This is a genomic window from Pseudomonas sp. MDT1-16 (assembly GCF_054898115.1).
The window spans coordinates 4,060,937-4,087,080 of record NZ_CM142717.1 but is presented as its reverse complement, the minus strand read 5'-3'; the positions used below and the strand labels follow the sequence as shown (position 1 = coordinate 4,087,080).

The following is a 26,144-nucleotide window of genomic DNA, read 5'->3' as shown; positions in this document are numbered from 1 at the left end:
GGGCATGGCAAAAACGATCGACGACAAACTGGTGCTGGCGATTTCTTCGCGTGCGCTGTTCGACCTGAGCGAAAGCCACAAGGTCTATCTGTCGAGCGGCGTCGAGGCCTATCGGCAATATCAGATCGAACACGAAGATGAAATCCTCGAGCCCGGTGATGCATTCCCGTTGGTGCAAAAACTCCTCAACTTGAACACCCGCCTCGGCCGCGCCCGGGTCGAAGTGATCCTGGTGTCACGCAACAGTGCCGACACCGGCCTGCGGGTGTTCAATTCGATCCACCACTATGGCTTGGCGATTTCCCGCGCGGCGTTTGTCGGCGGGCGCAGTCCTTATCCGTACCTCAAGGCGTTTGGCTGCGACCTGTTCCTCTCGACGCATGCCGAAGACGTGCGCAGTGCACTGGATGCCGGGTTCGCCGCGGCGACCATTCTGTCGGGTGGCGCCAGCCGTGCGGCCAGTGATGAATTGCGCATTGCCTTCGATGGTGACGCGGTGCTGTTTTCCGATGAATCGGAACGCGTCTATCAGTCCGGTGGTCTGGAAGCGTTTCAGGCCAGCGAGCGCGAAGCCGCCCGCGAGCCGCTGCGCGGTGGGCCGTTCAAAGGCTTCCTTGCGGCCCTCAATCTGTTGCAGCGCGAGTTCCCCGATGACGCCTGTCCGATCCGCACCGCGCTGGTGACTGCGCGATCGGCGCCGGCCCATGAGCGAGTCATTCGTACCTTGCGCGAATGGGACATTCGTCTGGACGAGTCGCTGTTTCTCGGCGGCCTGACCAAATCGGCGTTTCTCGAAGCGTTTGCCGCCGACGTGTTTTTCGACGATCAGGCTGGTCACTGCGAGCTGGCCCGCGAGGTGGTCGCCACCGGTCACGTGCCCCATGGCATAAGCAACGAGCAGAAGGTTTAAGCCCCCGGTTCAACGCGTTACGCGGGACGTCGTACTCGCCAAGGCACTGCTAAGCTGAATCAATCTCGGCCATGTTGGCACTCGAGGAGGTCATATGATTCATTCGATGCTGTATGCCACCGACCTCGGCCTGTATGCACCGTTGGTGATGCAACATGCCTTGGCGCTGGCTCGAACATTCAATGCCGACCTCTACGTGGTGCACGCCGTTGAACCGATGGGGTTGTTCGCCGAATCGGTGCTTCAGAGTTACCTCGATGAGCAGGCGTTGAACGAGTTTCACAGCCAGGGCCTGAATACGGTGATCGCCAATATCGAGCAGCGGGTACTCGACAGCTTTCGTGAAGAGCTGGGGGGCGAAGGGGAGCACGACCTGGAACGAATTAAAGCGGTACGGGTGCTTCAGGGTGACCCGTCGCAGGTGATTCTCGACCAGGCGCAGAAACTCTCCGTGGATTTGTTGATCGTAGGTAGTCATAGCCATGGTGCTGGCGCGGAAACGCCTTTGGGGCGGACTGCAGCGCGGGTGTTGCAACTGTCTCGGGTACCGGTCTATCTGGTGCCGCTGGTGGAACGTCGTCGCCAAGGGGATCGTTAGTGTCCTGCCTCGCAAATACTGTTCCTTTTTGACGGCGTCTGTTTCTGCCATGCTGCGTTGCCGCTCCTCGCCATAGCGGGCTATGACTCGTCGCGGCGCCTTGCCTGGCAGCAACAGCCACTCGTCAAAAGAGGAGCGTATTCACGAGGCAGGACACAGAACACGAATAGTGGCAGTTTGATAAAAAAGTTCTAGATTTATTCTTCAAACCATTAATATAGTTATATACCGTCGCTGATGCCCGTGGCGTCTACCTGCTTTGAGGGATTCATATGAAGCTTCAACAATTGCGCTACATCTGGGAAGTGGCGCACCACGACCTCAACGTTTCCGCTACAGCCCAAAGCCTTTACACGTCGCAACCGGGCATCAGTAAGCAGATCCGCCTGCTGGAAGACGAATTGGGGGTCGAGGTTTTCGCTCGCAGCGGCAAGCACCTGACACGCGTCACCCCGGCCGGCGAGCGCATCATCACCACCGCCGGCGAGATCCTGCGCAAGGTTGAAAGCATCAAGCAGATTGCCCAGGAATTCTCCAACGAGAAGAAAGGCACCCTGTCGATCGCCACCACGCACACCCAGGCGCGTTATGCATTACCACCGGTGATCAGCAATTTCATCAAGCAATACCCGGACGTCGCCCTGCACATGCACCAAGGTTCGCCGATGCAGATTGCCGAAATGGCCGCTGACGGCACCGTGGATTTCGCCATTGCCACCGAAGCGCTGGAGCTGTTCGGTGATCTGGTGATGATGCCGTGCTATCGCTGGAACCGCTGCGTGGTCGTGCCTCAGGGCCACCCGCTGACCAAGCTGTCGAAGTTGACCCTCGAAGCCCTGGCCGAATACCCGATCGTGACGTATGTGTTCGGTTTTACCGGCCGCTCGAAACTCGACGAAGCGTTCAGCCATCGCGGCCTGACGCCGAAAGTGGTGTTCACCGCCGCCGACGCCGACGTGATCAAGACTTACGTTCGCCTGGGCCTGGGCGTGGGCATCGTGGCGAAAATGGCGGTCGATGCCAAACTCGACAGCGACCTGGTCGTGCTGGATGCCAGCGATTTGTTCGAATCCAGCATTACTAAAATCGGTTTCCGTCGTGGCACGTTCCTGCGTGGCTTCATGTGCGACTTCATCGAGAAGTTCGCCCCGCACCTGACCCGCGAAGTCATGGCCAAAGCCATCCAGTGCCACAACAAGCAGGAATTGGAAGAGCTGTTCGACGGCGTCGAACTGCCGGTCCATTAATCTCCCTTTCTACACCACCTCGGTAACAGCAAACTGTTGCCGAGCACCTGCCACCAGAATCTCCACCCCGTCCCCTTCGAACTTGCCCAGCAGGCTTTTGCCCAGCGGCGAGCGGGGGGTGATGACGGTGATCCATTGCCCCACCAGATCGACCTTCAATCCCGCCGCGTCGGGGGCCAGGAACAGCCATTGTTCACGTCCCTTTTCGTCTGCGAGACCGAGCAGGGCGCCGACTTCGATACCGCGCTGATCGTCATACGGGCGCAACGTCAGGTTCTGGCAAAGCGTCAGTGAATGACGGATCTCCTCGACCCGCTTCGCCTGCCCGGCCGCGAGGTATGACGCCTCGAGACCCAGAGTGTCGTATTTGTTCTCGGCGATGTTTTCTTCGTGGGTCGCGGTTTCGTAAGCGGTTTGCGCGGCACGCTCGGCGATGTCGAGATCGATCCGCAGCTTGTCGAGTATCAGTTGGTGGACGGTAGGCTTGTGCATGGTCAGGTTCATGATCAATCGCAGAATTGCTGGACGTTGGCGCGGCTTTTTTCGCTCGGTGCAGTCTGGTCCTGTTGCAACCAGAACTGGCATTTGGGGTTCGACAGGTTGCGGCTGCTGCTGCGCGCCTGATCCAGCCTTTGCTGCTGCTCGTTTTTGTGCAGGTTCTCTTCGTACTGCTCGAACAGCGGGCTCTGCGGAGGACTATCCGGCACCGGTTGCACCACCACCGGCGGTTTGGCCAGTTGTTGTAAAGCCTCAGCCACGGGCGCCAATGGCTCGTTGAACAGTAGGCGAGAGGCGAGCCAGCACGTCAGCGCGATTGCGATAAACCCCAGCCACACACCCAGGGCAATGCTGCCGGTCAGTTGCAAGGCGCTGAGCTGGATCGGCAACGGGCGGCGCGGGTTTGGACGGTAGGGCATGGCTGCCTCCTGGCGGGTGGTCGCGGGCGAGTGGCGATTGTCGCATGAAGATTAATCGCCGTCGGCTCTTCTGCACGGGGTAGTTTATGAGGACAATCGGCGCCTTTGCCAACGGGAGCCTGGAATGCCTGAAATGAAAGCCCGCTGGGATATTTTCTGCACAGTGGTCGACAACTTTGGTGACATCGGTGTGACCTGGCGTCTGGCCAGACAACTGGTGGCCGAACATTCGGTGACGGTGCGCTTGTGGGTCGATGATCTGCGGGCCTTCGAGCGCTTGTGCCCGGACATCGACATCAACGCCTCACAACAATGGCAGCAGGGCGTCGAAGTGCGTCAGTGGACGGCCAACTGGCAGCCCACGGAAGCTGCGGATGTGGTGATCGCCGCGTTCGCCTGCCAATTGCCGGGTGCTTACATGGACGCCATGGCCGAGCGGGAAAAACCGCCGCTGTGGATGAATCTCGACTATCTGAGTGCCGAGGACTGGATCGTCGGCTGCCACGGTTTGCCGTCGGTGAAGTACAAAAGCGTACAAAAATTCTTTTTCTTCCCAGGATTCCAGAAGGGCACGGGCGGCTTGTTGCGTGAAAGCGGATTGCTTGAGCGTCGTCAGCAATTTCAACAAAACCCAGAGTCCCAGCGAGAATTCCTGCAGGGTTTAGGGATTGATCGCGCGCAAGGTGCGCAGTTGGTCTCGCTGTTTGCCTACGAAAATAAAGGGCTGGCCAGTTGGTTTGATGCAATGGCTGCCGACTCGACGCCCACTCATCTGCTGGTGCCCGAAGGTCGGGTTCTTGGGGATGTCGCGCGTTGGCTCGGGGTGGACGGTCTGGTGGCCGGCGCCGTGCATGTGCGCGATGCCTTGACCGTGCAAGTGCTGCCATTCGTCCGACAGGACCAGTATGACCTGTTGCTGTGGTGCTGCGATTTCAACGCCGTGCGCGGTGAAGATTCCTTTGTCCGCGCCCAATGGGCGGGCCGGCCGCTGCTCTGGCACATCTATCAGCAGGACGAAGACATCCATCTGGACAAGCTCGAGGCCTTCCTCGCTCTGTACACAAAAGAACTGTCGGAGCCTGCCAGAGAGGCAATCAGCGGTCTTTGGCATTCGTGGAATGCCGGTGAGACAATGTCCGACCACTGGCTGGCGACCCGCAAACACTGGCCAGAACTGCAAAAACACGCCGAAGCGTGGTGTTTGGAACAAGCCTTGCAGGATGATCTTGCCGCAGCGCTGGTACAGTTTTATGTAAATTGGATATGATACGCGGCCTAGATTTTTGTAAATCCCATCCAAATTCGGATATTCGCAATGAAAACTGGTAAAGAACTGAAACCCGGTACCGTGATCCGTCTCGAAAACGATCCTTGGCTGGTTCAGAAAGCTGAATTCACCAAGTCTGGTCGTAACAGCGCGATCATGAAGACCAAGCTGAAAAACCTGCTGACCGGTTACAAGACCGAGATCGTTTACAGCGCCGACGACAAATTGGACGACGTAATCCTCGACCGCAAAGAAGCGACCCTGTCCTTCATCAGCGGCGACACCTACACGTTCATGGACACCACCGACTACACCATGTACGAGCTGAACGCCGAAGACATCGAAGCCGTTCTGCCTTTCGTTGAAGAAGGCATGACCGATGTTTGCGAAGCGATCTTCTTCGAAGAACGTCTGGTTTCCGTAGAACTGCCGACCACTATCGTGCGCGTAGTTGACTACACCGAAGGCTCCGCTCGCGGTGACACTTCGGGCAAAGTAATGAAGCCTGCCAAGCTGAGCAACGGTACTGAATTGCAAGTTGCTGACTTCATCGAAATCGGTGACAGAATCGAGATCGATACCCGCGAAGGCGGTTCCTACAAAGGCCGTGCTAAATAAGCACCGCTTCAGGAATGAAAAAGCCCGACCATTGAGTCGGGCTTTTTTGTACCTGCGATTTACCACTTACTTGAGGTGTTGCTTGAGCTCTTCGGACGCCTGCAACATCGCCGAACGCACCGCTGGAACCTGGCTCACCACGTTAAGCAAACCATAGTCGTGGATCATGCCGTTGTAGCGAACTGCAGGGAATCAGCGTCAGACGGTAACGTGCAGGCGCACATCGACGTTGCCACGGGTGGCGTTGGAGTACGGGCAGACCTGGTGTGCGGCGTCGAACAGGCTTTGCGCATCGGCGTGTTCAAGACCCGGCAAGCTGACGTGCAGGTCGATGTCCAGACCGAAACCACCAGGGATCTGGCCGATGCCTACATGAGCGGTGATCGAGGCGTCGTCCGGGAGTTTGCGTTTGGTCTGGCTGGCAACGAGTTTCAGCGCGCCGATGAAGCAGGCGGAGTAACCGGCTGCGAACAGTTGCTCAGGGTTGGTCGCTGCGCCGCCAGCACCACCGAGTTCCTTGGGCGTGGCGAGTTTCACGTCGAGGATGGTGATCTCTAGAATTTAGCGGGCGAATCTTTACTGCGCCAGACAATTTTAGCCTAGTGCTGATCGAGGGTATTTTGCAGCGCCAGATCCCACGGCGGGATCGGGCTGAAGCGGGTCTTCAGGTATTCCAGTAACAAGCGACTGCGGGAATTGGGTTGTTGCTCCAGGCGCAGCGCATAAATGCCGGTGGTCTCCGGTGTTGGTAGGCCGTTTTCGCAAAACAGTGGCAGCAACTCGCCGCGCAGCAAGTATTCGCTGGCCAGCCAGGTCGGCAAGTGCGCGATACCCAGCCCGGCCAATGCGCCGCAGACCAGCGCCTCGGCATTGTTGGCGCTCATGCGAATCCGCGCCGGGCGGTGCAAGTGCATCTGCCCACCCCGTTCGAAACGCCAGGCGAACGGCGGGGCCAGGCCATCCCAGTCGAGCCCATCGTGCTCAATCAGCTGCGCCGGATCGGTCGGCACGCCACGCCGTTGCAAATACTCGGGGCTGGCGCAGGCAATGCGCACCATACTCGCCAGCGGCGTGGCCACCAGCCGGGTATCGGCCATTTGCCCGGCGCGCAGCACCAGATCGACCTTACCCAGATTCAAACCCTGCATGTCGACGAAACTGTCGATCAGGTGCAGCTGCACGTCGAGACCTGGGTAGAGCATCAGAAAATCGGCAATCACCGGCGCCAGATGTCGCCGTCCAAACGCTGCCGGTGCATCGATCCGAATCAAGCCTTCCGGTGCACTGCTCAAGGATACCGCTTCAGCCCGAGCCAGCCGCAGTTCAGCCACGATACGCCGCGCGCGTTCGGCAAAAGCCAGACCTGCCGGGGTTGCGCGCACCGCGTGGGTGCTGCGAATGAACAACTGGCTGCCGACGGCGTTTTCCAGGCTGTCGATGCGCCGCGCCACGGCCGAAGGGGTCAGTGGGTGGCGGCGGGACGCGGCGGAAAAACTGCCGGTTTCCAGCACGTCGAGGAACAGGCCCAGTTGTTCGGTCAATTGATTGGGGTTCATGGTGTAATCCGCGCTTATGCGAAGTTGGCACAGCCATTGTGCGTTGCTGTGCGTTTCCCCGCCAGAGCCGACTGCGTAGGATGAGTAGCCTGACGTAAAGGGAAAATCGCCTGTGAGTGAGTTTTTGATGTATCTGGTCTTTGGCGCCGCCCTGGGAACCCTCGGTGGGTTATTCGGCATTGGCGGTGGTTTGATCGCGATTCCGCTGCTGGGCGTGTTGTTCGGCCTCGATCAGCAGGTTGCCCAAGGCACGGCGCTGGTGATGGTGGTGCCCAACGTGATGCTGGCGCTGTGGCGTTATCACCAGCGTAATCGCATTGAATTGCGCCATGCGCTGCCATTGGCTTCGATGGGTTTCTGTTTCGCCTGGATCGGTTCGATCTGGGCGGTCGGCATTGATGCGCAAACCATGCGCGTCGGATTTGTCGCGTTCCTGGTTGCTCTGTCGGCCTACAACCTGGTGCGAATGTTCTGCGCCAACGCGCCGGCGTCTGCGCAGATGAATTATTCATGGCCATGGCTGGGCGTACTCGGTGCCGCCTCCGGCACCATGGGCGGGTTATTTGGCGTGGGCGGGGCGGTGGTGGCAACGCCGGTGCTAACCAGTCTGTTCGGCACCAGTCAGGTGGTTGCGCAGGGGTTGGCGCTGGCGCTGGCGTTGCCGAGCACGGGTGTCACGCTGGTGACTTACGCGGTGCACCATCAGGTGGACTGGATGATCGGTCTGCCCTTGGCGGTCGGTGGCCTGATGAGCATCAGCTGGGGCGTGAGGATCGCTCACGCGCTGCCGGAGCGGCTGCTGCGCGGACTGTTCTGCGGTTTCCTGGTGCTCTGCGCGGTAATGCTGGCCCTTAAAGTTTGAAACCTTCGACGATGTGTTCGGCCAGGCACTCGGTGATCGGCGAGGGGTTGTGCAGGTTGCGCAGCAGCATGATGCTGGCTTCTGGCAGGATCGGCAGGTCTTCGGCTTCACCGAGAATGCGCATGTCCGGGGTGACCAGGCTTTCCAGTTGCGCGGTCACCGCCAGGCCGGCACTGACCACCGCCATGATTGCCGACAGGCTGTCGCTGTTGTACGCCACGCGGTAATCGCGACCCATGGCATCCAGTGCATTGCAGGCCCATAAGCGGCAGAAGCAATCACTGTTGAACATCGCCAGCGGCAGCGGCGTTTGTTCGTGGGCGCTGAAACATTGCGCCTCGGCCCAGACAAAGCGCTCTTTGCGCAGCAACTGGCCGATTTCGTTGCCCGGTTCGCGGGTGACGATGGTCAAGTCCAGGTCCTGGCGCAGCAGCAATTGTTTTGATGATTCGCAGTGCACCTCGATCTGGATCAGCGGATACGTCTGCGCAAATCGCCGCAGAATTCCCGGCAAAAAACGCATCACGTAATCGTCCGGCGTGCCGATGCGCACCATGCCGACCATGTGCGGCTCGCGCAGCGTATTGAACACTTCACTGTGCAGCTTGAGGATGCGTCGGGCATAGCCGAGCAACACCTGTCCCTCAGCCGTCAGTCGCACCTGCCGTCCGTCGCGCTGGAATAACTGACGCTGCAACACATCCTCTTCCAGCCGCTTCATCTGCATGCTCACGGCGGACTGGGTCCTGTTGACCAACTCGCCGGCACGGGTAAAGCCGCCCTGATCGGCGATGGCGACAAAGGTGCGCAGCACTTCGGTGTCGATACTCGGGTAGGCAGACATTCATCAATCTCCGAGATGTGTTACATCAGAAACATTCGTTGGATTGATCTTAGCCCCGGCGCGACACTTGAGCCATCCCAAACGGAGGGCAACACGATGAAAGGTCAAAAAGGTTATGCAGACGTAGAAAAACACTCCATCCACCTGATATCCGATTTGCTGCACAAAGTTAACCGCTGGTACGAACTGCACCGTGAACGTGAAATGTTGGCAGGCATGAGTGATGAAGCGTTGAAGGACATCGGGCTCAGTCGTGCGGATGTCGAGCACGAAGCCATCCGCCCATTTTGGGATGACCCGATGCACAAATGAGTAAAGCACAACTACACAAACCGTCTCCCGGTGAGGTAGGTTGCGAGCAGACAAGGAGATGCTCATGCCCGCAACACTGTCCTTTTCCATCAAACAGGCTCGGCGTCTGGCGCTGGCTGCCCAAGGGTTCAACGGGCGCCAGCCGCCAGCGGCGATCAAACCGGTTCAGCTCAATCGTCTGATTGAACGGTTGGGTATTCTGCAGATCGATTCGGTCAATGCGTTGGTGCGTTCGCACTACCTTCCCTTGTTTTCCCGCCTCGGCAATTATTCATCCGACTTGCTCGACCAGGCTGCTTGGAGTTCGGGCCGGCGGCGCACGCTTTTCGAATATTGGGGGCATGAAGCCTCGTTGCTGCCCTTGTCGATGTACCCGTTGATGCGCTGGCGCATGCTGCGCGCGACCCGGGGCGAAGATATCTACCAGCAACTGGCACGTTTCGGTCGTGAGCAGCAGGACACGATTCGTCGGGTGCTGGCCTCGGTTCAGGCGCTGGGCGCGCTGGGTGCCGGAAGTCTATCGACCCGTCAGGAGCGGGCAGGGCCCTGGTGGGACTGGAGCGCGGAAAAGCATGCGCTGGAGTGGTTGTTCGCCGCCGGTGAAGTGACCGTGGCCGGGCGGCGTGGGTTCGAACGGCTTTATGATCTGCCGGAGCGGGTGATTCCTTCGGCGATACTCCAGCAACCGTTGCTCTCGGAAGCTGAGGCCCAGCGCGGTTTGTTGCGACATGCGGCGAATGCCTTGGGTGTGGCGACTGAAAAGGACCTGCGCGATTATTTTCGCCTGAGTCCCGGTGATGCCCGTCCGCGCTTGGCGGAACTGGTGGAGGCGGGTGAATTGCTGTGCTGTGAAGTCCAGGGCTGGCGGCAACCGGCCTACTGTCTGCCGGATCCGAAAGTGCCGCGCAAGGTTGAGGCCAGCGCTTTGCTTTCACCGTTTGATTCGTTGATCTGGGAGCGCAGCCGCACTGAGCGCCTGTTCGATTTTCGCTATCGGCTGGAGATTTATACGCCGCAGGACAAGCGGGTCTATGGCTATTACGTGTTGCCGTTTTTGCACAATGAACGGATTGCCGCGCGGGTGGACCTGCGCGCCGAGCGGGCGCTGGGCAGACTGGCGGTGCACGCTGTGCATGAGGAAGAGCCGGGGCTGGATGACGAGGGGATGCTGGCGTTGGCGGTTAATCTGCGGCAGATGGCGGATTGGCTGGGGCTTGAGCGGGTTCAGTTGAATTGTCCGCGGGCGAGTGCGGCGCGGTTGCGGGTGGCATTGAAGGAGATTGGTGGTGACTGAGCTGGCGCCTTCGCGGGCAAGCCTCGCTCCTACGGGAGCGAGGCTTGCCCGCGAAGGGCTTAACGCGATTTAACGCCGAACCTGCTTCAACGTCTCGGCAATCAAAAACGCCAATTCCAGCGACTGATCGGCATTCATCCGCGGATCGCAATGGGTGTGGTACCGGTCCGACAACCCGTCTTCGGTAATCGGCCGCGCGCCACCAATGCACTCGGTGACATTCTGCCCGGTCATCTCGATGTGGATACCGCCGGCATAAGTGCCTTCCGCTTCGTGAACCTGGAAGAACTGCTTCACCTCGCCAAGAATCTGTGCGAAGTCGCGGGTCTTGTAGCCGCTGCTGGCCTTGATGGTGTTGCCGTGCATCGGGTCGGAACTCCAGAGCACCTGCTTGCCTTCACGTTGCACCGCGCGGATCAACGCCGGCAAATGATCGCCAACCTTGTTCGCGCCCATCCGAGCAATCAGGTTCAAGCGACCCGGATCGTTGTCCGGGTTGAGTGCATCGATCAGGCGAATCAGGTCTTCGGGGTTCATGCTCGGGCCGACTTTGACCCCGATCGGGTTGTTCACGCCGCGCAGGAATTCGACGTGAGCGCCGTCCAGCTGACGGGTGCGGTCGCCGATCCACAGCATGTGCGCCGAGCAATCGTAGTAATCGTTGGTCAGGCTGTCGCGACGCACGAAGGCTTCTTCGTAATTCAGCAACAGCGCTTCGTGAGCGGTGAAGAAACTGGTTTCGCGTAGTTGCGGCGAGCTGTCCATGCCGCAGGCGCGCATGAACGCCAGGGTTTCATCAATGCGATCGGCCAGGTGGCTGTACTTCTCGGCCAGCGCCGAGTTGGCGATGAAATCCAGGTTCCACTTGTGCACCTGATGCAGGTCGGCGAAACCGCCCTGGGCAAAGGCGCGCAGCAGGTTCAGGGTCGCGGTGGACTGGTGATAGGACTGCAGCAGGCGCTCCGGGTCCGGCACGCGGCTTTTTTCATCGAAACCGATGCCGTTGACGATGTCGCCACGGTAGGCCGGCAGGGTTACGCCGTCGATGGTTTCGTCGTTGGCCGAACGCGGTTTGGCGAACTGCCCGGCCATGCGCCCCACCTTGACCACCGGGCAACCGGCGGCGAAGGTCATGACGATCGCCATTTGCAGCAGCACTTTAAAGGTGTCACGGATTTTCGCGGCTGAGAACTCGGCGAAGCTTTCAGCGCAGTCGCCGCCCTGCAGCAGAAACGCGCGGCCCTGGGTCACTTCGGCAAACTGACGGCGCAACTCCCGGGCTTCACCGGCAAACACCAGCGGCGGATAACTGGCCAGCGTTTGCTCGACTTGCAGCAAATGCGCTGCGTCGGGGTAGTGGGGTTGTTGCTGGATCGGCAGGGCGCGCCAGCTGTCAGGGCTCCAGGGTTGGCTCATCACGGTCTCTAGTGTTTTACGCTTGGACGGTCATGTTATCAGCAATTAGTGCGTGACCTGTTCCCGTCGCTTCGCGGACAATCGCGCCTTTGCAGCTGTGTACCAGCAGTTTTATTGCGTTTGCCGGGGCCCGGTAACGATCAGGAGACGAAATGACTGAGGAGCGCGTCGAGCATCTGCTCGCCGAGGTGCAGGATGAGTTCGGCGTGATTCGCGTGCTGGAAGTGGCCGATTACCGCTTTCTCGAGTTCGGTGATGCCATCGAGCAGAGCTGCGTGTTCACGGCTGACCCGAGCTGGCTCGAATACGATTACACCCGGGCGATGCTGATTGGCGCGTTGTGCCACGAGCAGCCGGAAAGCGCGCTGTTCCTCGGCCTCGGTGCCGGCACCCTGACCCAGGCCTGCCTCAAGTTTCTGCCGCTGGAAGACGTCGAAGCCATCGAACTGCGGCCCGACGTGCCGCGCCTGGCCATTGAATACCTTGGGCTGGATGACGATCCGCGGCTGTATATCCGGGTGGGCGATGCGCTGGAGTTGCTCGATACCGCTGAACCGGCGGACCTGATTTTCGTCGACCTCTATACCGATGTCGGGCCGGGTGTCGGGCATCTGGCGTGGAATTTCCTGGAAAACTGTCAGAAACGCCTGAATCCGGGTGGCTGGCTGGTGATCAATCAGTGGGCCACCGACGATGGCAAGCCGTTAGGCGCGGCGTTGTTTCGCGGCCTCTATCACCGGCATTACTGGGAACTGCCGGTGAAGGAGGGCAATGTGATTCTGATCGTGCCTTCGGAGCTGGATCAGGAACTGGACATGGAAGGCTTGAACGCCCGGGCCGAAGGTTTGGGGCCGCGTTTGGGGTATTCGTTGCAGTCGTTGATCAAGGCGATCCGCCCGGCTACATGAGTTGTCAGTTAGGGCCTCTTCGCGGGCAAGCCTTGCTCCTACAGATTTTGTGTCGTGCACATTCTGCGGCGAACGAACAAAACATGTAGGAGCAAGGCTTGCCCGCGATAGCAATTTTCGCATCGACACACCTTTCAGCAGCCTTTGAAAATGCCCGGTCGCTTCTCGATCATCGACCGCACGCCTTCCTTGGCATCCTCACTGGCCAACAACTTCTTCACCAGCGCCGGCAATCCCTGCGCCGCGGCTGTTTCCCCTTCATAACGTGCCTGCCTCGCAGACATCAACGTCGCCTGAACCCCAAGCGGCGCCTGCCGGGCAATCCGCTCAGCCAGCTCAATCGCCCGTGGCAGCAAATCCTCGCTGGCCATGACTTCCTGCACCAAACCAAGGTGCAACGCTTCATGGGCATCGAATTCATCGCCGGTCAGCAGCCAGCGCATGGCATTGCCCCAGCCAGCGACCTGATGCAGGCGCAACGTCGCGCCGCCGAACGGGAAGATCCCGCGTTGCACTTCCTTCTGCGCGAAGCGGGTGTTACTGGCGCAGAGGTTGATATCAGCGGCCAGCATCAATTCGATACCGATGGTCAGGCAGTAGCCTTGCGCGGCGACAATCACCGGTTTGCTAACCCTGGGGCCCGCGAATACACCCCACGGATCGCAGCCGCCGGGCGGTGCCTGCCAGCCTTGAGCCAGGGCCGCGCTGGCACTGACCAGATCCAGCCCTGCGGTGAAATGCTCACCATGGCCGAATACCACCGCCACCCGCGCCTCGCTGTCGGCCTCGAACTCGCCATAGGCCAGGCTCAGTTCGTTGAGCAGGTCGAGGTCGAAGGCGTTGCATTTGGCCACCCGATCCAGGCCAATCATCAGGACATGACCGTGCCGTTCACGGCTCACACGACTGGAGCAGGGCTGATTCATGGTGCATTTCCTCGGGCGGGAAGGGATACGTGAGACCGCAGGTCTGCGTCACAAGGGTGAACCGTTTTAGCGCGATCGCCAGCAGGGCTGGGCCTTTGCAAAATAGACCGTTGCACGATGATCCGCAAAGCGTATGACAGAACGCTGTGCGCGGCAGTTTTCCGACAAATAAAGCTCCCTTTTTGGGCTAATTCCGGTATAGTGCGCGCCGGCCTTTAACCGGGCCGCGTTTAGGTAGCGCAATTTCCCGAAGTCAGCTTCGGCTGCACGTCCGTACAGCGGACTCTCCCTTGACGAATCTTTTTCATTCATTCGTTTTCGCAAATCCCCGCCGACAAAGCAGCCAGGGCGACTCTTGAGTCTTACACGGCATGCGCAGCTTTGGAGCATGGGTCTTTGCGGATGCACTTAGAGGCAGACCCATGACCCAGGAAACCGGCGGCTTCGCCGCTTTTAATCTTAATCCGAATATTCTTGCAGCCGTCATCGCGACTGGCTACGAAGAGCCTTCGGCTATTCAGCATCAATCGATCCCGATCATCATGGCCGGCCACGACATGATTGGTCAGGCGCAAACCGGTACGGGTAAAACCGCTGCGTTCGCCCTGCCGATTCTGCATCGCATCGATCCTGCTAAGCGCGAGCCGCAAGCCCTGATCCTGGCGCCAACCCGTGAGTTGGCGCTGCAAGTAGCAACCGCTTTCGAAACCTACGCCAAGCAAATGCCGGGCGTTACCGTTGTGGCCGTTTACGGCGGCGCCCCTATGGGTCCACAACTGAAAGCAATCCGTAATGGCGCGCAGATCGTTGTCGCCACTCCGGGCCGTCTGTGCGACCACCTGCGTCGTGACGAAAAAGTCCTGTCGACCGTGAACCACCTGGTGCTCGACGAAGCGGACGAAATGCTCAAACTGGGTTTCATGGACGACCTCGAAGTTATCTTCAAGGCTCTGCCACCCACCCGTCAGACCGTATTGTTCTCGGCTACCTTGCCGCAGTCGATCCGTGCCATTGCCGAACGCCATCTGCGCGATCCGCAACACGTGAAGATCCAGACCAAGACTCAGACCGTTACCGCGATCGAACAGGCTCACCTGTTGGTTCACGCTGACCAGAAGACCTCGGCTGTATTGAGCCTGCTGGAAGTTGAAGACTTCGATGCCCTGATCATGTTCGTGCGCACCAAGCAAGCGACCCTGGACCTGGCCAGTGCCCTGGAAGCCAAAGGCTACAAAGCCGCTGCGCTGAACGGTGACATTGCTCAGAACCAACGTGAGCGCGTGATCGAATCCCTCAAGGATGGCCGTCTGGACATCGTTGTGGCGACCGACGTTGCTGCTCGTGGTCTGGACGTTCCGCGTATCACTCACGTGTTCAACGTTGACATGCCGTACGACCCAGAGTCCTACGTTCACCGTATCGGCCGTACTGGCCGTGCCGGTCGCGAAGGTCGTGCACTGCTGCTGGTGACTCCACGTGAGCGCCGCATGCTGCAAGTGATCGAGCGTGTAACCGGTCAGAAAGTTGCTGAAGTTCGCCTGCCGGACGCTCAGGCCGTTCTCGATGCCCGCATCAAGAAACTGACCAACAGCCTGTCGCCGCTGGTGGCTGATGCCGAATCGACTCACGGTGATCTGCTGGATCGCCTGACTGCCGACATCGGTTGCACCCCGCGTGCACTGGCTGCTGCTCTGCTGCGCAAGGCGACCAACGCTCAGGCGCTGACCCTGGCCGCGATCGAGAAAGAACGTCCACTGGTGCCGAACAATGCACCACGTGGCGAGCGTCCAGAGCGTACCGGTGATCGTCCGGACCGTGGTGATCGCGAGCGTCGTGCTCCGGTTCCATTGGCCGAAGGTCGTGCTCGTTGCCGTACCGCGCTGGGTGCGCGTGATGGTATCGCTGCCAAGAACCTGCTGGGCGCTATCCTCAATGAGGGTGGTCTGGCTCGCGAAGCAATCGGTCGCATCCAGGTACGTGACAGCTTCAGCCTCGTTGAGCTGCCGGAAGATGGTCTGGAGCGTCTGCTGACCAAGCTGAAGGACACTCGCGTTGCTGGTAAGCAGTTGAAGCTGCGTCGCTATCGCGAAGATTGATCCGCTCTCGGGCTGATTGATCGAACATAAAAATCCCCGACTGGTTCGGGGATTTTTTTGCCTGCGTTTTGTAGCAGCTGTCGAGCCTGCGAGGCTGCGTTCGGTTCGGGCCGCGTTCGGACGGAGCAGTCGCCTATCAAGTTGCCGCGGTTTGTCTTAAAGACCGAAGGCGCCTGATTTCACGACGGGTTCGTCCAGGTGGCGCTTGAGTGACAGGTTGAAGGCTCGGGAAACTTCCCACTGCCACCCGGAAGATCGTGTAACCGAATTCCCGGGAGTAGTTCTTGATGCTTTTGATTTCGCTGAACGGAAAGGTGTGGACGATGCCATCAATGGCCAGGGGTGAGGATTTATTCGTTGAGTTTGGCGAGGATCTTGAAGATCACGGTGGCGAGGATCATCAACATGCCGATCCACATCGCGAACACGCCGGCGTTCTTGTCGCGAAAATTGAAACCGGTTGCCAGCATGATCATCCCGGCGAGAATCGGGATCAGCATGGAGTGAAACGAAGACATCGAGATCATGAGCGACTGCCTTGTCGGAAGGGGTAGTTAAAGTCTAGGTGGCATTTGGTGAACGGTGGTGAACACCTGTAGGAGCATGGCTTGCCAGCGAAGGCGTCCTTAAGATCGCCATCGCTGGCAAGCCATGCTCCTACACGGGTTACGGCAACTCGCTGCAGGCGTAAAACGCGCTCAACACTTTGACCAGGTGCGCTAGATCATGGCTGCCGCACAGTTCACGGATCGAGTGCATGGCGAAGGTCGGCAGGCCGATGTCCACGGTGCGCACGCCCAGGTGGCTGGCGGTGATCGGGCCGATGGTCGAGCCACAGCCCATGTCGCTGCGCACCACGAAGCTCTGCACCGGTACCTCTTCGGCCATGCACAGATGGCGGAAGAACCCGGCGGTTTCGCTGTTGGTGGCGTAGCGCTGGTTGCTGTTGACCTTGATCACCGGGCCGGCGTTGAGTTTCGGGCCGTGGTTGGCGTCGTGCTTGTCGGCGTAGTTCGGGTGCACGCCGTGGGCGTTGTCCGCCGAGACCAGCAGGGATTTCTGAATGGTCCGTACGAACTCATCACCTTCGGGCAACAGACGACGCAACGTTTGCTCGAGCATCGGGCCGTCGGCGCCGCAGGCTGAACAGGAGCCGACTTCTTCGTGATCGTTGCAGACCAGTACGCAGGTTTCGTCGGTTTCGGTGGTCAGCAAGGCTTGCAGGCCGGCATAGCACGACAGCAAATTGTCCAGGCGTGCGCCAGCGATGAAGTCGCTATGCAGGCCGATGACCGCAGCACTTTGGGTGTCGTAGAAACTCAACTCATAGTCGAGCACCACGTCGGCGTTCAAGCCGTGTTCGCGGGCGAGTTGATCGGTCAGCACGGCACGGAAGTCCACACGCTCGTCACCGGCAAATTGCGCGAGGATCGGCGGCAGTTCGGTCTGGGCGTTGATCGCCCAGCCCATGTTGGCTTCACGGTTAAGGTGAATGGCCAGGTTCGGGATGGTGGCGATCGGTGCCTTGAAGTCGATCAACTGGCTCTCGACCTTGCCATCACGACGGAAGGTCACACGGCCGGCCAATGACAGGTCGCGGTCGAACCATGGCGCCAGCAGTGCGCCGCCATAGACTTCGACGCCCAGCTGCCAGAAGCCCTGGCGTTGCAGTTCCGGCTGGGGCTTGACCCGCAGACACGGGCTGTCGGTGTGCGCGCCGACCAGGCGAATACCGCCATGCAGGGGCGAATGACGGCCCATCTTGAACGCGACGATCGAAGAGTCGTTACGGGTGACGTAGTAGCGACCGTTGGCTTCGGTGGTCCATGGCTCGCGCTCGTCGAGGCGTTGATAGCCCGCCGCTTCCAGGCGCTGAACAAGGCTGGCGGTGGCATGAAATGGGGTAGGGGAGGCCTTAAGGAAATCGATCAGGCCTTGGTTCAACTCTTCGCGCATAAGTAGCTCCAGACAGCAGTGGCGCAAGTTTAACGTATTGGCTCACGGCATTGCAGAGGCAATGCCGTTCGGTGTGCGTCGCCTGCTGGATGGCGAGGAGGATGAGTCAACCGGTGATCAGATTGCCATTGAGGAATACTTCGCGACGTTGCTTGCGGCCTACATATTGATGTTTGCTCGCGAGGTACACCTCGTTGAATTTTTCCATCGAGATACCGGGGATCTCCCGAACATAGTCGTCCACAAGGCGGTCATAGGCGGCTTCGGTGATGAGCTTGTAGATGTCCCGGCGATAGAAGAAGCCCAGCTGAAAACCCAGGGTTTCGCTTGGATGGTTTGTCTGGCCGGCAAAGCAGTTTTCAAAGTCGATGGCTTTGAGTGGGGTTTGCGGCGTTTGCGGAATCATGATGTTGCCGGCCCAGAAATCCATGTGCGTGATGTTCTTGCGCGACAGGGAGTTCAGCAATTGGAAGGCATCGAGAATGAATGTTTCGACGTTATCCGGGTTGCGTTTAAGCCATTGCACACCGTCGATATGATCGTCGAGCAGGCGCGTGATAATGAAATACTCCTGGGTCAGTCCCAGTCGGTCTTTGGTGTAACCGAACCCTTGCAGCGAAGGCATTCGTACGCCACGGCGCTGCGCTTCGAGCGTGTTGATCAGCTCTTCCAGCGGCCAGTCGAATCGGCCATTGCGCTGTGGTTTGCCAAACGTTACGCGCACTTTTGCCTTTAACGTATCCAGCGGTTGGACCTTGGCAAACAGCGGGGTGTCACCGTAGGTGAGCGGCGCACTCGCACGGGTGAGTTTGCGGGCGCGTCGTTTGTTAATAAGTTGCTCAAGTGCCTGCTGCGCTTCGGCTGAGGGTTGCTCGCTAAGGTGCAGCGTGGTGTTGAAGAGGCAGAAGGTGAAAGGATAATCATCTTGGAATGTCATGTTGCTGAGCACGAGGGCTTCCTGCCTGCTGTCAAAGTGCCGGCATTTTACGTTTCATTACAGATTTATGACAATATTTTCACGCCATTTTCACGCCATTTTCACGTCGTTTTGAACAAGGAATAAAAACGCCCTTCAATGGAAGGGCGTTTTTTTTGGTTCAGCGCTGCTTAGAAAGGAGCAGGACACTCGAAGCGCAAGCGTTCGCCGCTTTGCGGGTGAGTGAAGCTCAGCATGCTCGCGTGCAGACACAGCCGTGGCCAGGCTGCTAATGCTTGCTCGTGGGCGTAGAGCCCGTCCCCCAGCAGCGGGTGACCGATGGAGAGCATGTGCACGCGCAACTGATGGGATCGGCCGGTGATCGGCGTCAATTCGACACGACACCAATCGCCGCAACGCTCCAATACGCGCCAGAAGGTCAGGGCATGTTTGCCGAATTCATGGTCCACCACATGGCGTGGCTTGGTCGGCGGGTCGTAGCGCAGGGGCAGATCGATGCTGCCACTGTCCAGTACCGGCTGGCCCCAGCACAGGGCGGTGTAGGCCTTTTCGGTTTCGCGGTCATGAAATTGCCGAGACAGCTCGCGATGCGTGTCGGGGTCACGGGCCAACAGAATAATGCCGGAGGTTTCCCAGTCCAGGCGATGGACGATTCGCGCTTCCGGGTAGCCGTTTTCTTGCAGGCGGGTAATCAGGCAGTCCTTGTTGTCATCGGCCCGTCCAGGGACGGAGAGCAGCAGGGTCGGTTTGTTCACCACCAGTACGGCGGCGTCCTGATGGATGATGCGGATGTTGGACAACGGCATTAAAACAGCCTCGTAACAAACGCCAACGGCGGCTCAGGCCCCCACACCCTGTAGGAGCGAAGCTTGCTCGCGAACGCATCACCTCGATCTATCAGATACACCGAGTTGCCTGCTTCGCGAGCAAGCTTCGCTCCTACGAAGTGCCAGGAGGTCTGAGCCGCCGTGACTCCTGTCTGATCGACTAGCGGTCAGGCAGGGTGATATTGAGTTCCAGAATCGAGCAGCTGCCCTGGTTTTCCAGAGCGACGTGCACGTCATCGGACCCGATATTGACGTACTTGCGGATCACCTCGACCAATTCCTTCTGCAAGGCTGGCAGGTAGTCCGGTGTACTGCGCTGGCCGCGTTCGTGCGCCACGATGATCTGCAGACGCTCTTTCGCTACCGACGCGGTGCTGACCTTTTTGCTGGCACGAAAGAAGTCAAAAAGATTCATTATCTACCTCCAAACAGGCGCTCGAAGAATCCCTTCTTCGTTACATCGAGAAAACGATGCTCCACGGTTTTGCCCAGAAGACGATCGACCGCATCGCTGTATGCCTGACCGGCATCGCTCTGGTCGTCGAGAATCACCGGCACACCCGAGTTGGACGCTTTGAGTACCGCTTGGGATTCCGGAATGACACCCAGCAGGGTGACGGCCAGAATATCTTTGACGTCTTCGACGCCGAGCATTTCGCCGTCACTGACCCGTTGCGGGTTGTAGCGGGTCAGCAGCAAGTGCTCCTTGATCGGCTCTTCGCCCTTTTCGGCGCGGCGGGACTTGCTGGCCAGCAGGCCAAGCATGCGGTCCGAGTCACGTACCGAGGACACTTCCGGGTTGGTCACGACGATCGCTTCATCAGCGAAGTACATGGCCAGGTGGGCGCCTTTCTCGATGCCGGCCGGGGAGTCGCAGACCACGAATTCGAAGTCTTCTTTCAGCGCCATCAACACCTTTTCCACGCCTTCCACAGTCAGCGCGTCTTTATCGCGGGTCTGACTGGCGGCCAGTACGTAGAGGTTTTCCAGGCGTTTGTCTTTGATCAGGGCTTGTTGCAGGTTGGCTTCGCCGTTCACCACGTTGACGAAGTCGTACACCACGCGGCGCTCGCAACCCATGATCAGGTCGAGGTTACGCAGACCGACGTCGAAGTCGACGATGACTGTTTTGTGGCCGCGCAGTGCGAGGCCGGTACCGATAGCAGCACTGGTGGTGGTCTTACCCACACCACCCTTGCCGGATGTAACCACGAGAATCTTGGCCAAGGTGTTTCACCCCTAAGGAAAAGGACATTTAGCCCCTGAAAAACATCTCTAGAAAAACGACTGCAGTCGGACAGCCTTGGCTGGAATCCGGTCCAGAACGGCGCTTACCTCGGGTAAACGCTGCCTATGGCCATTTTCCTACTTCGTTTGAGCCGTTTTCGCTACGTTTTAGAGATGCTTGGAAAATGCGGCAGTATCCGTTAAAGCCGAATGATGTTCAACACATCGCCCGACAGGCAGATCTGTACGCCCGCGCCCCACATAGGGTCGCGACGCAGATCCTCCGAAACCTTGTAGTGGCCTGCGATGGAAACCAGTTCAGCGCTCATTTGCTGACAGAAAATCCTGGCTTTCGTGTCGCCTTTGACGCCGGCCAGCACACGACCGCGCATCGGGCCGTATACATGGATGTTGCCATCGGCGAGAAGTTCCGCCCCCGGACTGACCGACGAGATCACGACCAGATCGCAGCCCTGGGCATAAATCTGCTGGCCACCACGTACGGGCGACGTGATGATCTTCGTTGGTTTGATGGTCGGTTCCGGCGGTTTTACCGGTTTTTTCGCAACAACGCCTTCGTGCGGGTCAAGCGCACGTTCCCGGGCGCCGGACGGTGGCAGCACCGGCAGGTCGACGGCGATGGCCGCAGCGATGTCTTCAATGCGGCTGGCGCGGATCGCCAGGGTGCGCAGGCCATGCTGGCGGCAGACGCGCATCAGACCCGGCAGATCAACTGCGCCTTCGCTGGCCGGAAGTTTATCCAGGGCCAGCACCAGTGGCGCGTTACTGAAGAAGTTAGGCGCCTGGGCGACTTTGGCGGCCAGTTGACGATCAAGGTTCTCGAGGTCGTTACGGGCCAGTTCCAGCACCGTAATGGCGAGCATGCTGCCTTTCAGCTGGAACACGGGATCTTGGTCTAACGGTTCGGTTTGGCTCATGGTCGGCATACAACGACTTGTCACTAAAAGTGCCGAGACTTATAACGAGAACGCCCGCGAGCCGCAAGCCGGGTCGAACGATGTAGAATGCGCGGCCATCGTCTTTCCGGAACCTTTAATGGATCGCCCGCGTTTTCGAACAGCATTTCTTTCTCCACGTTTCTGGCCGCTGTGGTGTGGCTTGGGGCTGTTGTGGCTGATTGTCCAGTTGCCGTATCCGGCGTTGCTGACGATCGGTCGCGCCCTGGGCGCATTGATGTATCGAGTAGCGGGCGACAGACGGCGCATTGCCAAGCGCAATCTCGAACTGTGTTTCCCTGAAAAAACCGTGGCCGAGCGCAAGCGCCTGCTCAAGGAAAACTTCGCTTCCACGGGCATCGCGTTTTTCGAGATGGCGATGAGCTGGTGGTGGTCTCGCGAGCGTCTGGCGAAACTGGCCCATGTCGAAGGGTTGGAGCATTTGAAAAAGGCCCAGCGCGACGGCAAAGGCGTGATCCTGATGGCCATTCATTTCACCACGCTGGAAATCGGCGCGGCGTTGCTCGGCCAGCAACACACCATCGACGGCATGTACCGCGAGCACAAGAATCCGTTGTTCGACTACGTCCAGCGCCTGGGTCGCGAGCGGCACAACGTCGACTCGCTGGCGGTGGAACGCGACGACGTTCGCGGCATGCTGAAACTGCTGCGGGCCGGCCGGGCAATCTGGTACGCGCCGGATCAGGATTATGGCGCCAAGCAAAGTATCTTCGTGCCGCTGTTCGGAGTTCAGGCCGCGACCGTCACCGCCACCAGCAAGTTTGCACGGTTGGGCAAGGCGCTGGTGGTGCCGTTCACTCAGGAGCGTCTGGCTGACGGCAGCGGTTATCGACTGGTGATTCATGCGCCGCTCGAGGGTTTCCCCGGCGAGACCGAAGAGGCCGATTGCATCCGCATCAATCAGTGGATCGAAGGCGTCTTGCGCGAATGTCCGCAGCAATACCTCTGGGCTCATCGCCGCTTCAAGAGCCGCCCACCGGGCGAACCCAAGTTGTACGCAAAACGCGGTTGAACCACCGACCCCTATAAGCACCATGGAGTGTTGCGATGAGTCCTGCTGAACCGGTTACAGGGTTGATTCTTTCCGGCGGTGGGGCTCGGGCGGCCTATCAGGTCGGTGTACTGGCGGCGATTGCCGAGCTGCTGCCGGTGGGCGCGGCGAATCCGTTTCCGGTGATCGTCGGCACCTCGGCCGGCGCGATCAACGCGGTCAGTCTCGCCAGTGGGGCGATAGACTTCCGTGGTGCGATTCAACGCCTGACAGCCTTTTGGCAGGGCTTCCGCAGTCATCTGGTGCTGCGCAGCGACTGGCCGGGCGTGATCCATCAGGCCAGCCGTTTTGTCAGCCACAGTTTGCTGGGGATTGGCGCTCAGGTGCCGGTGGCCTTGCTCAACAGTTCGCCGCTGCGCGGATTGCTCGATGACAAACTGCAGATGAGCGGGATTGCCGAGGCCATTGCACAGAAGCAGTTGCAGGCGGTTGCGGTGACCGCGTTCGGCTACGAGTCCGGTCAGGCCGTGACCTTTTATCAGGGCGGCGGCACCATCAATGCCTGGTTGCGCCATCGGCGAATCGGCGTTCCCACGCAATTGACCGTCGATCACTTGCTGGCCAGTTCAGCGATCCCACTGCTGTTCGCGCCAGTGAAAATCGGTGAAGAGTATTTCGGCGACGGCGCGGTACGCCAGTCGGCGCCGATCAGCCCGGCGCTGCACCTGGGCGCCAGCCGAGTGCTGGTGGTGGGCGTCAGCGGCAACCCCCGCGGTGTCGACCCGGAACAACCGCTGCTGCGTGCTTACTCCGGTCAGCAACCCACCCTGGCACAGATCGGCGGGCACATGCTCAACAGTACGTTCATTGACAGCCTGGAAAGTGACATCGAGTTGCTGCAGCGACTCAATCAGTTCAGTCATCTGCTGCCCGATGGCACGCCGACACGCGCGCTGGGTGTAGCGCCGGTGGAGGTGCTGGTGATTTCGCCGAGTCAGCCGATCGATGAGATTGCGGCGCGGCATCGGCAGGAGTTGCCGGCGGCGCTGCGCCTGTTTCTGCGCGGTCCGGGTGCGACCAAGACGAGCGGGGCGGGGGTGCTGAGTTATCTCCTGTTCGAGGCGGGGTATTGCAGCGAGCTAATTGATCTAGGCCGGCGGGATGCGTTGGCCAAGCGGGATGAGTTGTCCCGGTTTTTGGGATTGTCATAAAGCAAAAGATCGCAGCCTGCGCCAGCACCTATCCCGGATGCGCACGTCCATAGGCGCTGGCAAAGGCTGCAATCTTTTGGTTTTACATCAGAAGTGGAGCTTCACCAGGAAGCTCGTGGTGCTTTGATCTGTCTTGAAGTACTGGCTGTCTTTGATCCCGTACTTGTCCGACCAGTAGTCGTACTCCACACCCACATACAATTGTTTCTCACCAAAATTCAACGCCTTGCCCAAGTCGTATTTGACCTGTGGGTTGAAGTGCAGGTTGGCGTGGTAGTCGCCTTTGGAGTTGGAGTCGTTGTCGACCACCCAGTCCATGAAACCATCGATCAGGATGTTCGAATCGCCAACGGGAATGGTGTAGGACCAGACCGGGGTGATCTGCCACACGTTGTCGCCCGCACGGCTGCCTTCGGTATGGCGCTGATAGAAGTTCAGCTGGAAGTAGTCGAAGCCCGGAATCGCCAGGTCGAAACCAGGACCGATCAGGTAGGACTCGGTATCGCCTTCACCGAACTCGTACGTCATGGCCAGCAACACGTCTTTGACCGGGCCGAATTCGATTTTCTGGTCGAGGACCTTGCCCAGGGAAATTCGTGGGCTGAACTCACCGTAATAGGTGTTCGGGCCGACGTTGAAATCCTTGTCGCCGTTGTAGAAGATTTTGTCGACGAAGAAGAAGTTATCCCCATATTTCCAGCCATCGGCGTGTTCGAAAGTCACGGTCTGCTGAATGCGCGGATTGACCTGGAAGTCCTTGCCATACAGGTAGGTCAGGCTGTTGTTCTGCCATTGCAGCAAGTCGCCGGCCATGGCTTGGCCCCCGGCCAGCAAAGATCCCGCCAGCATCAGGCTAGTGCACGTACGTTTCATTCGGTTGCTCCCAAAAAGTAGGTGGTTCCACGTTATTGTTTTAAGGTCTGCGCTCTGGTGTGGCGCCTTTTCCTGTAGCTGTAAAAAATCATCCAATCGGTCAGCTTCAGTGCTGTTAGCAAGAGCTGCGCCAAGGCTTTTGAAAAGCCAAAAAACTCCCGTTCGGCGGCTCAAGAGCAGTCGATTGAGAGTGGTTTTTGAGTGCCTTGGTACCGTCCAGTGCCGGGATAAGTTGGCTTTCTGGTCAGGAATTAAATCCGGGCTTTTTTTTAGTCCGGATTCGGGCGGCCGCGGAGAATACTGACTCCTTGGCCAGGTCTCAAGTGCCCCGCAACAGCGCACCGACAGCAGGTTTGGAGCGCGGTTGCGGGCCATCTTAAAAGTGCACCTTCACCAGCAGGCTGGCGGTGTTTTGGTTAGTGTCCAGGTTCGAGCTGTTTTCGACCCCGTACTTGTTCTTCCAGTAGCTGTATTCGGTGCCGACGTAGACCTGTTTATGGCCCCAGCCCAGGGCTTTGCCGAGGTCATATTTGAGCTGCGGATTGATGTGCAGGTTGGCGTGGTAGGTACCGCGGGCGTTCTGATCGTTGTCGACCACCCAGTCCAGGTAGCCGTCGAACAACAGGTCTGAACTGCCCAATGGAATGCTGTAGGACCAGGCCGGCGTGATCTGCCAGACACCATCGCCGGGGCGCGGGCCTTCGGTCTGGCGACGATAGAAGTTCAGGGTGAAATAGTTGAAGCCCGGGACCGCGAGGTCGAAACCCGGGCCGATCAGGTAGGCCTCGCTGTCGCCTTCGCCATACTCATAAGTCATCGCGAGCAGTACGTCCTTGATCGGGCCGTATTCGAAGCGGCGGTCGAGGATTTTGCCGAAGGACAGGCGTGGGCTGAACTCGCCGTAGAAGGCGTGGGGCCCTTTGTTTCGGTCTTCCTGGCCGTTGTAGAAGATCTTGTCGACGAACAGGAAGTTGTCGCCGTACTTCCATTTGTCGGCGTGCTCGAACGTCACCGTCTGCTGGATCGACGGGTTGATTGCGAAGTTCTTGCCGTACAAATAGCTCAGGCTGTTGGTCTGCCACAGCAGTAAATCGCCGGCCATGGCTTGGCTGGCGGCCAAAAGACCACCGCCCAACAGCATGTTTGTCTGTGTCCGAATCATCTGTTGCTCCCTCTTGTTTTTATTGTTTGAGGCGCAGGTGTGGCCACTGGGGGAGCAACTGCTCCCACAGGTTGTATGGCTTTTAGTGTGTCAATGCGGGTGGGCGTGGCAGTCGTTGATGGCCGACCTCGGATCTTTTTTATTCTTGTGATTTTTGTATCAGGTTGACCGCGGTGCGGCCATTCGCGAGCAGGCTCGCTCCTACGGGAACA

General features: G+C 59.0%; 27 protein-coding genes and 3 pseudogenes. 12 read left to right on the top strand and 18 right to left on the bottom strand.

Features of this window, described 5'->3' with window-relative positions; translation table 11 throughout:
• The first annotated feature begins 4 nt into the window (after positions 1–4).
• The 3 genes from ACYZT3_RS18705 (at position 5) to cysB (ending at position 2,755) form a co-directional block, all read left to right on the top strand.
• Positions 5–910: a 5'-nucleotidase gene (locus tag ACYZT3_RS18705; RefSeq protein WP_282376530.1), complete on the top strand. Its 906-nt coding sequence runs from the start codon at positions 5–7 to the stop codon at positions 908–910.
• A gap of 94 nt (positions 911–1,004) precedes the next feature.
• Positions 1,005–1,508, top strand: a complete 504-nt coding sequence (locus tag ACYZT3_RS18700) for a universal stress protein (RefSeq protein WP_282376531.1) — start codon at positions 1,005–1,007, stop codon at positions 1,506–1,508.
• 272 nt (positions 1,509–1,780) lie between these two features.
• Positions 1,781–2,755: an HTH-type transcriptional regulator CysB gene (gene cysB / locus ACYZT3_RS18695; RefSeq protein WP_282376532.1), complete on the top strand. Its 975-nt coding sequence runs from the start codon at positions 1,781–1,783 to the stop codon at positions 2,753–2,755.
• Between the two features lie 9 nt (positions 2,756–2,764).
• Here the strand turns inward: cysB and ACYZT3_RS18690 are convergent, their stop codons facing one another.
• Positions 2,765–3,247 (bottom strand): GreA/GreB family elongation factor, encoded by a 483-nt coding sequence (locus tag ACYZT3_RS18690; RefSeq protein ID WP_282376533.1) that lies wholly within the window; start codon positions 3,245–3,247, stop codon positions 2,765–2,767.
• A gap of 14 nt (positions 3,248–3,261) precedes the next feature.
• The gene (locus tag ACYZT3_RS18685; protein WP_462030446.1) at positions 3,262–3,672 is read right to left on the bottom strand and encodes a hypothetical protein; all 411 of its coding nucleotides are present in this window, start codon (positions 3,670–3,672) and stop codon (positions 3,262–3,264) included.
• Positions 3,673–3,796: 124 nt separating this feature from the next.
• Between ACYZT3_RS18685 and earP the strand changes: the two genes are divergently transcribed.
• On the top strand, positions 3,797–4,939 hold the full coding sequence (gene earP, locus ACYZT3_RS18680) for an elongation factor P maturation arginine rhamnosyltransferase EarP (protein WP_282376535.1): 1,143 nt from the start codon (positions 3,797–3,799) through the stop codon (positions 4,937–4,939).
• Between the two features lie 48 nt (positions 4,940–4,987).
• Positions 4,988–5,557: an elongation factor P gene (locus ACYZT3_RS18675; protein WP_032626910.1), complete on the top strand. Its 570-nt coding sequence runs from the start codon at positions 4,988–4,990 to the stop codon at positions 5,555–5,557.
• Between the two features lie 66 nt (positions 5,558–5,623).
• Here ACYZT3_RS18675 and ACYZT3_RS18670 read toward each other — a convergent pair.
• The 3 genes and pseudogenes from ACYZT3_RS18670 to ACYZT3_RS18660 all read right to left on the bottom strand — a co-directional run.
• Positions 5,624–5,743: pseudogene (locus ACYZT3_RS18670) on the bottom strand (alpha/beta hydrolase); the annotation flags it as partial.
• Positions 5,744–5,755: 12 nt separating this feature from the next.
• Positions 5,756–6,103: pseudogene (locus tag ACYZT3_RS18665) on the bottom strand (organic hydroperoxide resistance protein); the annotation flags it as partial.
• Between the two features lie 53 nt (positions 6,104–6,156).
• Complete coding sequence (locus ACYZT3_RS18660; RefSeq protein ID WP_282376537.1) at positions 6,157–7,113, bottom strand: LysR family transcriptional regulator; 957 nt, start codon at positions 7,111–7,113, stop codon at positions 6,157–6,159.
• 127 nt (positions 7,114–7,240) lie between these two features.
• Here ACYZT3_RS18660 and ACYZT3_RS18655 point away from each other — a divergent pair, with 127 nt between their 5' ends.
• Positions 7,241–7,975: a sulfite exporter TauE/SafE family protein gene (locus ACYZT3_RS18655; RefSeq protein WP_462032396.1), complete on the top strand. Its 735-nt coding sequence runs from the start codon at positions 7,241–7,243 to the stop codon at positions 7,973–7,975.
• Here ACYZT3_RS18655 and ACYZT3_RS18650 read toward each other — a convergent pair.
• Complete coding sequence (locus tag ACYZT3_RS18650) at positions 7,965–8,819, bottom strand: LysR substrate-binding domain-containing protein (protein ID WP_282376539.1); 855 nt, start codon at positions 8,817–8,819, stop codon at positions 7,965–7,967. The two genes, ACYZT3_RS18655 and ACYZT3_RS18650, sit on opposite strands and share 11 nt — an antisense overlap.
• A gap of 96 nt (positions 8,820–8,915) precedes the next feature.
• Here ACYZT3_RS18650 and ACYZT3_RS18645 point away from each other — a divergent pair, with 96 nt between their 5' ends.
• Together ACYZT3_RS18645 and ACYZT3_RS18640 are read left to right on the top strand one after the other, a co-directional pair.
• On the top strand, positions 8,916–9,131 hold the full coding sequence (locus tag ACYZT3_RS18645) for a DUF1127 domain-containing protein (RefSeq protein ID WP_282376540.1): 216 nt from the start codon (positions 8,916–8,918) through the stop codon (positions 9,129–9,131).
• A 64-nt stretch (positions 9,132–9,195) separates the two neighbouring features.
• Entirely contained in the window at positions 9,196–10,425 is a 1,230-nt protein-coding gene (locus ACYZT3_RS18640) for a winged helix-turn-helix domain-containing protein (RefSeq protein WP_462030445.1), read from the top strand.
• A gap of 69 nt (positions 10,426–10,494) precedes the next feature.
• On the opposite strand, the gene ACYZT3_RS18635 is transcribed toward ACYZT3_RS18640, so the two are convergent.
• Positions 10,495–11,841 carry a class II 3-deoxy-7-phosphoheptulonate synthase gene (locus ACYZT3_RS18635; RefSeq protein ID WP_462030444.1) on the bottom strand — a complete coding sequence of 449 codons (1,347 nt, stop codon included), beginning with the start codon at positions 11,839–11,841 and terminating at the stop codon, positions 10,495–10,497.
• Positions 11,842–11,993: 152 nt separating this feature from the next.
• Here ACYZT3_RS18635 and ACYZT3_RS18630 point away from each other — a divergent pair, with 152 nt between their 5' ends.
• Positions 11,994–12,749: a spermidine synthase gene (locus tag ACYZT3_RS18630; RefSeq protein ID WP_282376545.1), complete on the top strand. Its 756-nt coding sequence runs from the start codon at positions 11,994–11,996 to the stop codon at positions 12,747–12,749.
• Between the two features lie 134 nt (positions 12,750–12,883).
• Here ACYZT3_RS18630 and ACYZT3_RS18625 read toward each other — a convergent pair whose 3' ends face one another.
• Positions 12,884–13,675 (bottom strand): crotonase/enoyl-CoA hydratase family protein, encoded by a 792-nt coding sequence (locus ACYZT3_RS18625; protein ID WP_282376546.1) that lies wholly within the window; start codon positions 13,673–13,675, stop codon positions 12,884–12,886.
• Positions 13,676–14,097: 422 nt separating this feature from the next.
• Here ACYZT3_RS18625 and ACYZT3_RS18620 point away from each other — a divergent pair, with 422 nt between their 5' ends.
• The gene (locus tag ACYZT3_RS18620) at positions 14,098–15,771 is read left to right on the top strand and encodes a DEAD/DEAH box helicase (RefSeq protein ID WP_462030443.1); all 1,674 of its coding nucleotides are present in this window, start codon (positions 14,098–14,100) and stop codon (positions 15,769–15,771) included.
• A 238-nt stretch (positions 15,772–16,009) separates the two neighbouring features.
• On the opposite strand, the pseudogene ACYZT3_RS18615 reads toward ACYZT3_RS18620, so the two are convergent.
• From ACYZT3_RS18615 to minC, 8 genes and pseudogenes are all read right to left on the bottom strand, one after another.
• A pseudogene (locus ACYZT3_RS18615) lies at positions 16,010–16,105 on the bottom strand (hypothetical protein); the annotation flags it as partial.
• Between the two features lie 16 nt (positions 16,106–16,121).
• Complete coding sequence (locus tag ACYZT3_RS18610) at positions 16,122–16,298, bottom strand: hypothetical protein (protein WP_282376547.1); 177 nt, start codon at positions 16,296–16,298, stop codon at positions 16,122–16,124.
• Positions 16,299–16,437: 139 nt separating this feature from the next.
• Positions 16,438–17,727, bottom strand: coding sequence for a M18 family aminopeptidase (locus ACYZT3_RS18605; RefSeq protein ID WP_282376548.1), 1,290 nt, complete (start codon positions 17,725–17,727; stop codon positions 16,438–16,440).
• Positions 17,728–17,833: 106 nt separating this feature from the next.
• A complete protein-coding gene (locus tag ACYZT3_RS18600) occupies positions 17,834–18,676 on the bottom strand; it encodes a protein kinase family protein (protein ID WP_462030442.1) in 843 nt (280 codons plus the stop codon).
• Between the two features lie 158 nt (positions 18,677–18,834).
• On the bottom strand, positions 18,835–19,470 hold the full coding sequence (locus ACYZT3_RS18595; protein WP_282376552.1) for an RluA family pseudouridine synthase: 636 nt from the start codon (positions 19,468–19,470) through the stop codon (positions 18,835–18,837).
• A 181-nt stretch (positions 19,471–19,651) separates the two neighbouring features.
• Positions 19,652–19,906, bottom strand: a complete 255-nt coding sequence (minE, locus tag ACYZT3_RS18590) for a cell division topological specificity factor MinE (protein WP_007898843.1) — start codon at positions 19,904–19,906, stop codon at positions 19,652–19,654.
• Positions 19,906–20,718, bottom strand: coding sequence for a septum site-determining protein MinD (gene minD / locus ACYZT3_RS18585; RefSeq protein WP_282376553.1), 813 nt, complete (start codon positions 20,716–20,718; stop codon positions 19,906–19,908). Before minD ends, minE begins: the two co-directional genes overlap by 1 nt.
• 200 nt (positions 20,719–20,918) lie before the next feature.
• A complete protein-coding gene (minC, locus tag ACYZT3_RS18580) occupies positions 20,919–21,656 on the bottom strand; it encodes a septum site-determining protein MinC (protein WP_282376554.1) in 738 nt (245 codons plus the stop codon).
• Between the two features lie 118 nt (positions 21,657–21,774).
• On the opposite strand from minC, the gene ACYZT3_RS18575 reads away from it, so the two are divergent.
• The gene (locus ACYZT3_RS18575) at positions 21,775–22,707 is read left to right on the top strand and encodes a lipid A biosynthesis lauroyl acyltransferase (protein WP_282376555.1); all 933 of its coding nucleotides are present in this window, start codon (positions 21,775–21,777) and stop codon (positions 22,705–22,707) included.
• A 35-nt stretch (positions 22,708–22,742) separates the two neighbouring features.
• Positions 22,743–23,897 carry a patatin-like phospholipase family protein gene (locus ACYZT3_RS18570; RefSeq protein ID WP_462030441.1) on the top strand — a complete coding sequence of 385 codons (1,155 nt, stop codon included), beginning with the start codon at positions 22,743–22,745 and terminating at the stop codon, positions 23,895–23,897.
• 87 nt (positions 23,898–23,984) lie between these two features.
• Here the strand turns inward: ACYZT3_RS18570 and ACYZT3_RS18565 are convergent, their stop codons facing one another.
• Positions 23,985–24,770 carry an outer membrane protein OmpK gene (locus ACYZT3_RS18565; protein ID WP_462030440.1) on the bottom strand — a complete coding sequence of 262 codons (786 nt, stop codon included), beginning with the start codon at positions 24,768–24,770 and terminating at the stop codon, positions 23,985–23,987.
• A gap of 376 nt (positions 24,771–25,146) precedes the next feature.
• Complete coding sequence (locus ACYZT3_RS18560) at positions 25,147–25,932, bottom strand: outer membrane protein OmpK (protein ID WP_462030439.1); 786 nt, start codon at positions 25,930–25,932, stop codon at positions 25,147–25,149.
• Between the last annotated feature and the right edge of the window lie 212 nt (positions 25,933–26,144).

Bases quoted from the DNA above. Each gene is read 5' to 3' on its own strand.
- ACYZT3_RS18705 (WP_282376530.1), top strand. From the start codon at position 5: ATGGCAAAAACGATCGACGACAAACTGGTGCTGGCGATTTCTTCGCGT.
- ACYZT3_RS18700 (WP_282376531.1), top strand. From the start codon at position 1,005: ATGATTCATTCGATGCTGTATGCCACCGACCTCGGCCTGTATGCACCG.
- cysB (WP_282376532.1), top strand. From the start codon at position 1,781: ATGAAGCTTCAACAATTGCGCTACATCTGGGAAGTGGCGCACCACGAC.
- ACYZT3_RS18690 (WP_282376533.1), bottom strand. From the start codon at position 3,247: ATGCACAAGCCTACCGTCCACCAACTGATACTCGACAAGCTGCGGATC.
- ACYZT3_RS18685 (WP_462030446.1), bottom strand. From the start codon at position 3,672: ATGCCCTACCGTCCAAACCCGCGCCGCCCGTTGCCGATCCAGCTCAGC.
- earP (WP_282376535.1), top strand. From the start codon at position 3,797: ATGCCTGAAATGAAAGCCCGCTGGGATATTTTCTGCACAGTGGTCGAC.
- ACYZT3_RS18675 (WP_032626910.1), top strand. From the start codon at position 4,988: ATGAAAACTGGTAAAGAACTGAAACCCGGTACCGTGATCCGTCTCGAA.
- ACYZT3_RS18660 (WP_282376537.1), bottom strand. From the start codon at position 7,113: ATGAACCCCAATCAATTGACCGAACAACTGGGCCTGTTCCTCGACGTG.
- ACYZT3_RS18655 (WP_462032396.1), top strand. From the start codon at position 7,241: ATGTATCTGGTCTTTGGCGCCGCCCTGGGAACCCTCGGTGGGTTATTC.
- ACYZT3_RS18650 (WP_282376539.1), bottom strand. From the start codon at position 8,819: ATGTCTGCCTACCCGAGTATCGACACCGAAGTGCTGCGCACCTTTGTC.
- ACYZT3_RS18645 (WP_282376540.1), top strand. From the start codon at position 8,916: ATGAAAGGTCAAAAAGGTTATGCAGACGTAGAAAAACACTCCATCCAC.
- ACYZT3_RS18640 (WP_462030445.1), top strand. From the start codon at position 9,196: ATGCCCGCAACACTGTCCTTTTCCATCAAACAGGCTCGGCGTCTGGCG.
- ACYZT3_RS18635 (WP_462030444.1), bottom strand. From the start codon at position 11,841: ATGAGCCAACCCTGGAGCCCTGACAGCTGGCGCGCCCTGCCGATCCAG.
- ACYZT3_RS18630 (WP_282376545.1), top strand. From the start codon at position 11,994: ATGACTGAGGAGCGCGTCGAGCATCTGCTCGCCGAGGTGCAGGATGAG.
- ACYZT3_RS18625 (WP_282376546.1), bottom strand. From the start codon at position 13,675: ATGAATCAGCCCTGCTCCAGTCGTGTGAGCCGTGAACGGCACGGTCAT.
- ACYZT3_RS18620 (WP_462030443.1), top strand. From the start codon at position 14,098: ATGACCCAGGAAACCGGCGGCTTCGCCGCTTTTAATCTTAATCCGAAT.
- ACYZT3_RS18610 (WP_282376547.1), bottom strand. From the start codon at position 16,298: ATGATCTCGATGTCTTCGTTTCACTCCATGCTGATCCCGATTCTCGCC.
- ACYZT3_RS18605 (WP_282376548.1), bottom strand. From the start codon at position 17,727: ATGCGCGAAGAGTTGAACCAAGGCCTGATCGATTTCCTTAAGGCCTCC.
- ACYZT3_RS18595 (WP_282376552.1), bottom strand. From the start codon at position 19,470: ATGCCGTTGTCCAACATCCGCATCATCCATCAGGACGCCGCCGTACTG.
- minE (WP_007898843.1), bottom strand. From the start codon at position 19,906: ATGAATCTTTTTGACTTCTTTCGTGCCAGCAAAAAGGTCAGCACCGCG.
- minC (WP_282376554.1), bottom strand. From the start codon at position 21,656: ATGAGCCAAACCGAACCGTTAGACCAAGATCCCGTGTTCCAGCTGAAA.
- ACYZT3_RS18575 (WP_282376555.1), top strand. From the start codon at position 21,775: ATGGATCGCCCGCGTTTTCGAACAGCATTTCTTTCTCCACGTTTCTGG.
- ACYZT3_RS18570 (WP_462030441.1), top strand. From the start codon at position 22,743: ATGAGTCCTGCTGAACCGGTTACAGGGTTGATTCTTTCCGGCGGTGGG.
- ACYZT3_RS18565 (WP_462030440.1), bottom strand. From the start codon at position 24,770: ATGAAACGTACGTGCACTAGCCTGATGCTGGCGGGATCTTTGCTGGCC.
- ACYZT3_RS18560 (WP_462030439.1), bottom strand. From the start codon at position 25,932: ATGATTCGGACACAGACAAACATGCTGTTGGGCGGTGGTCTTTTGGCC.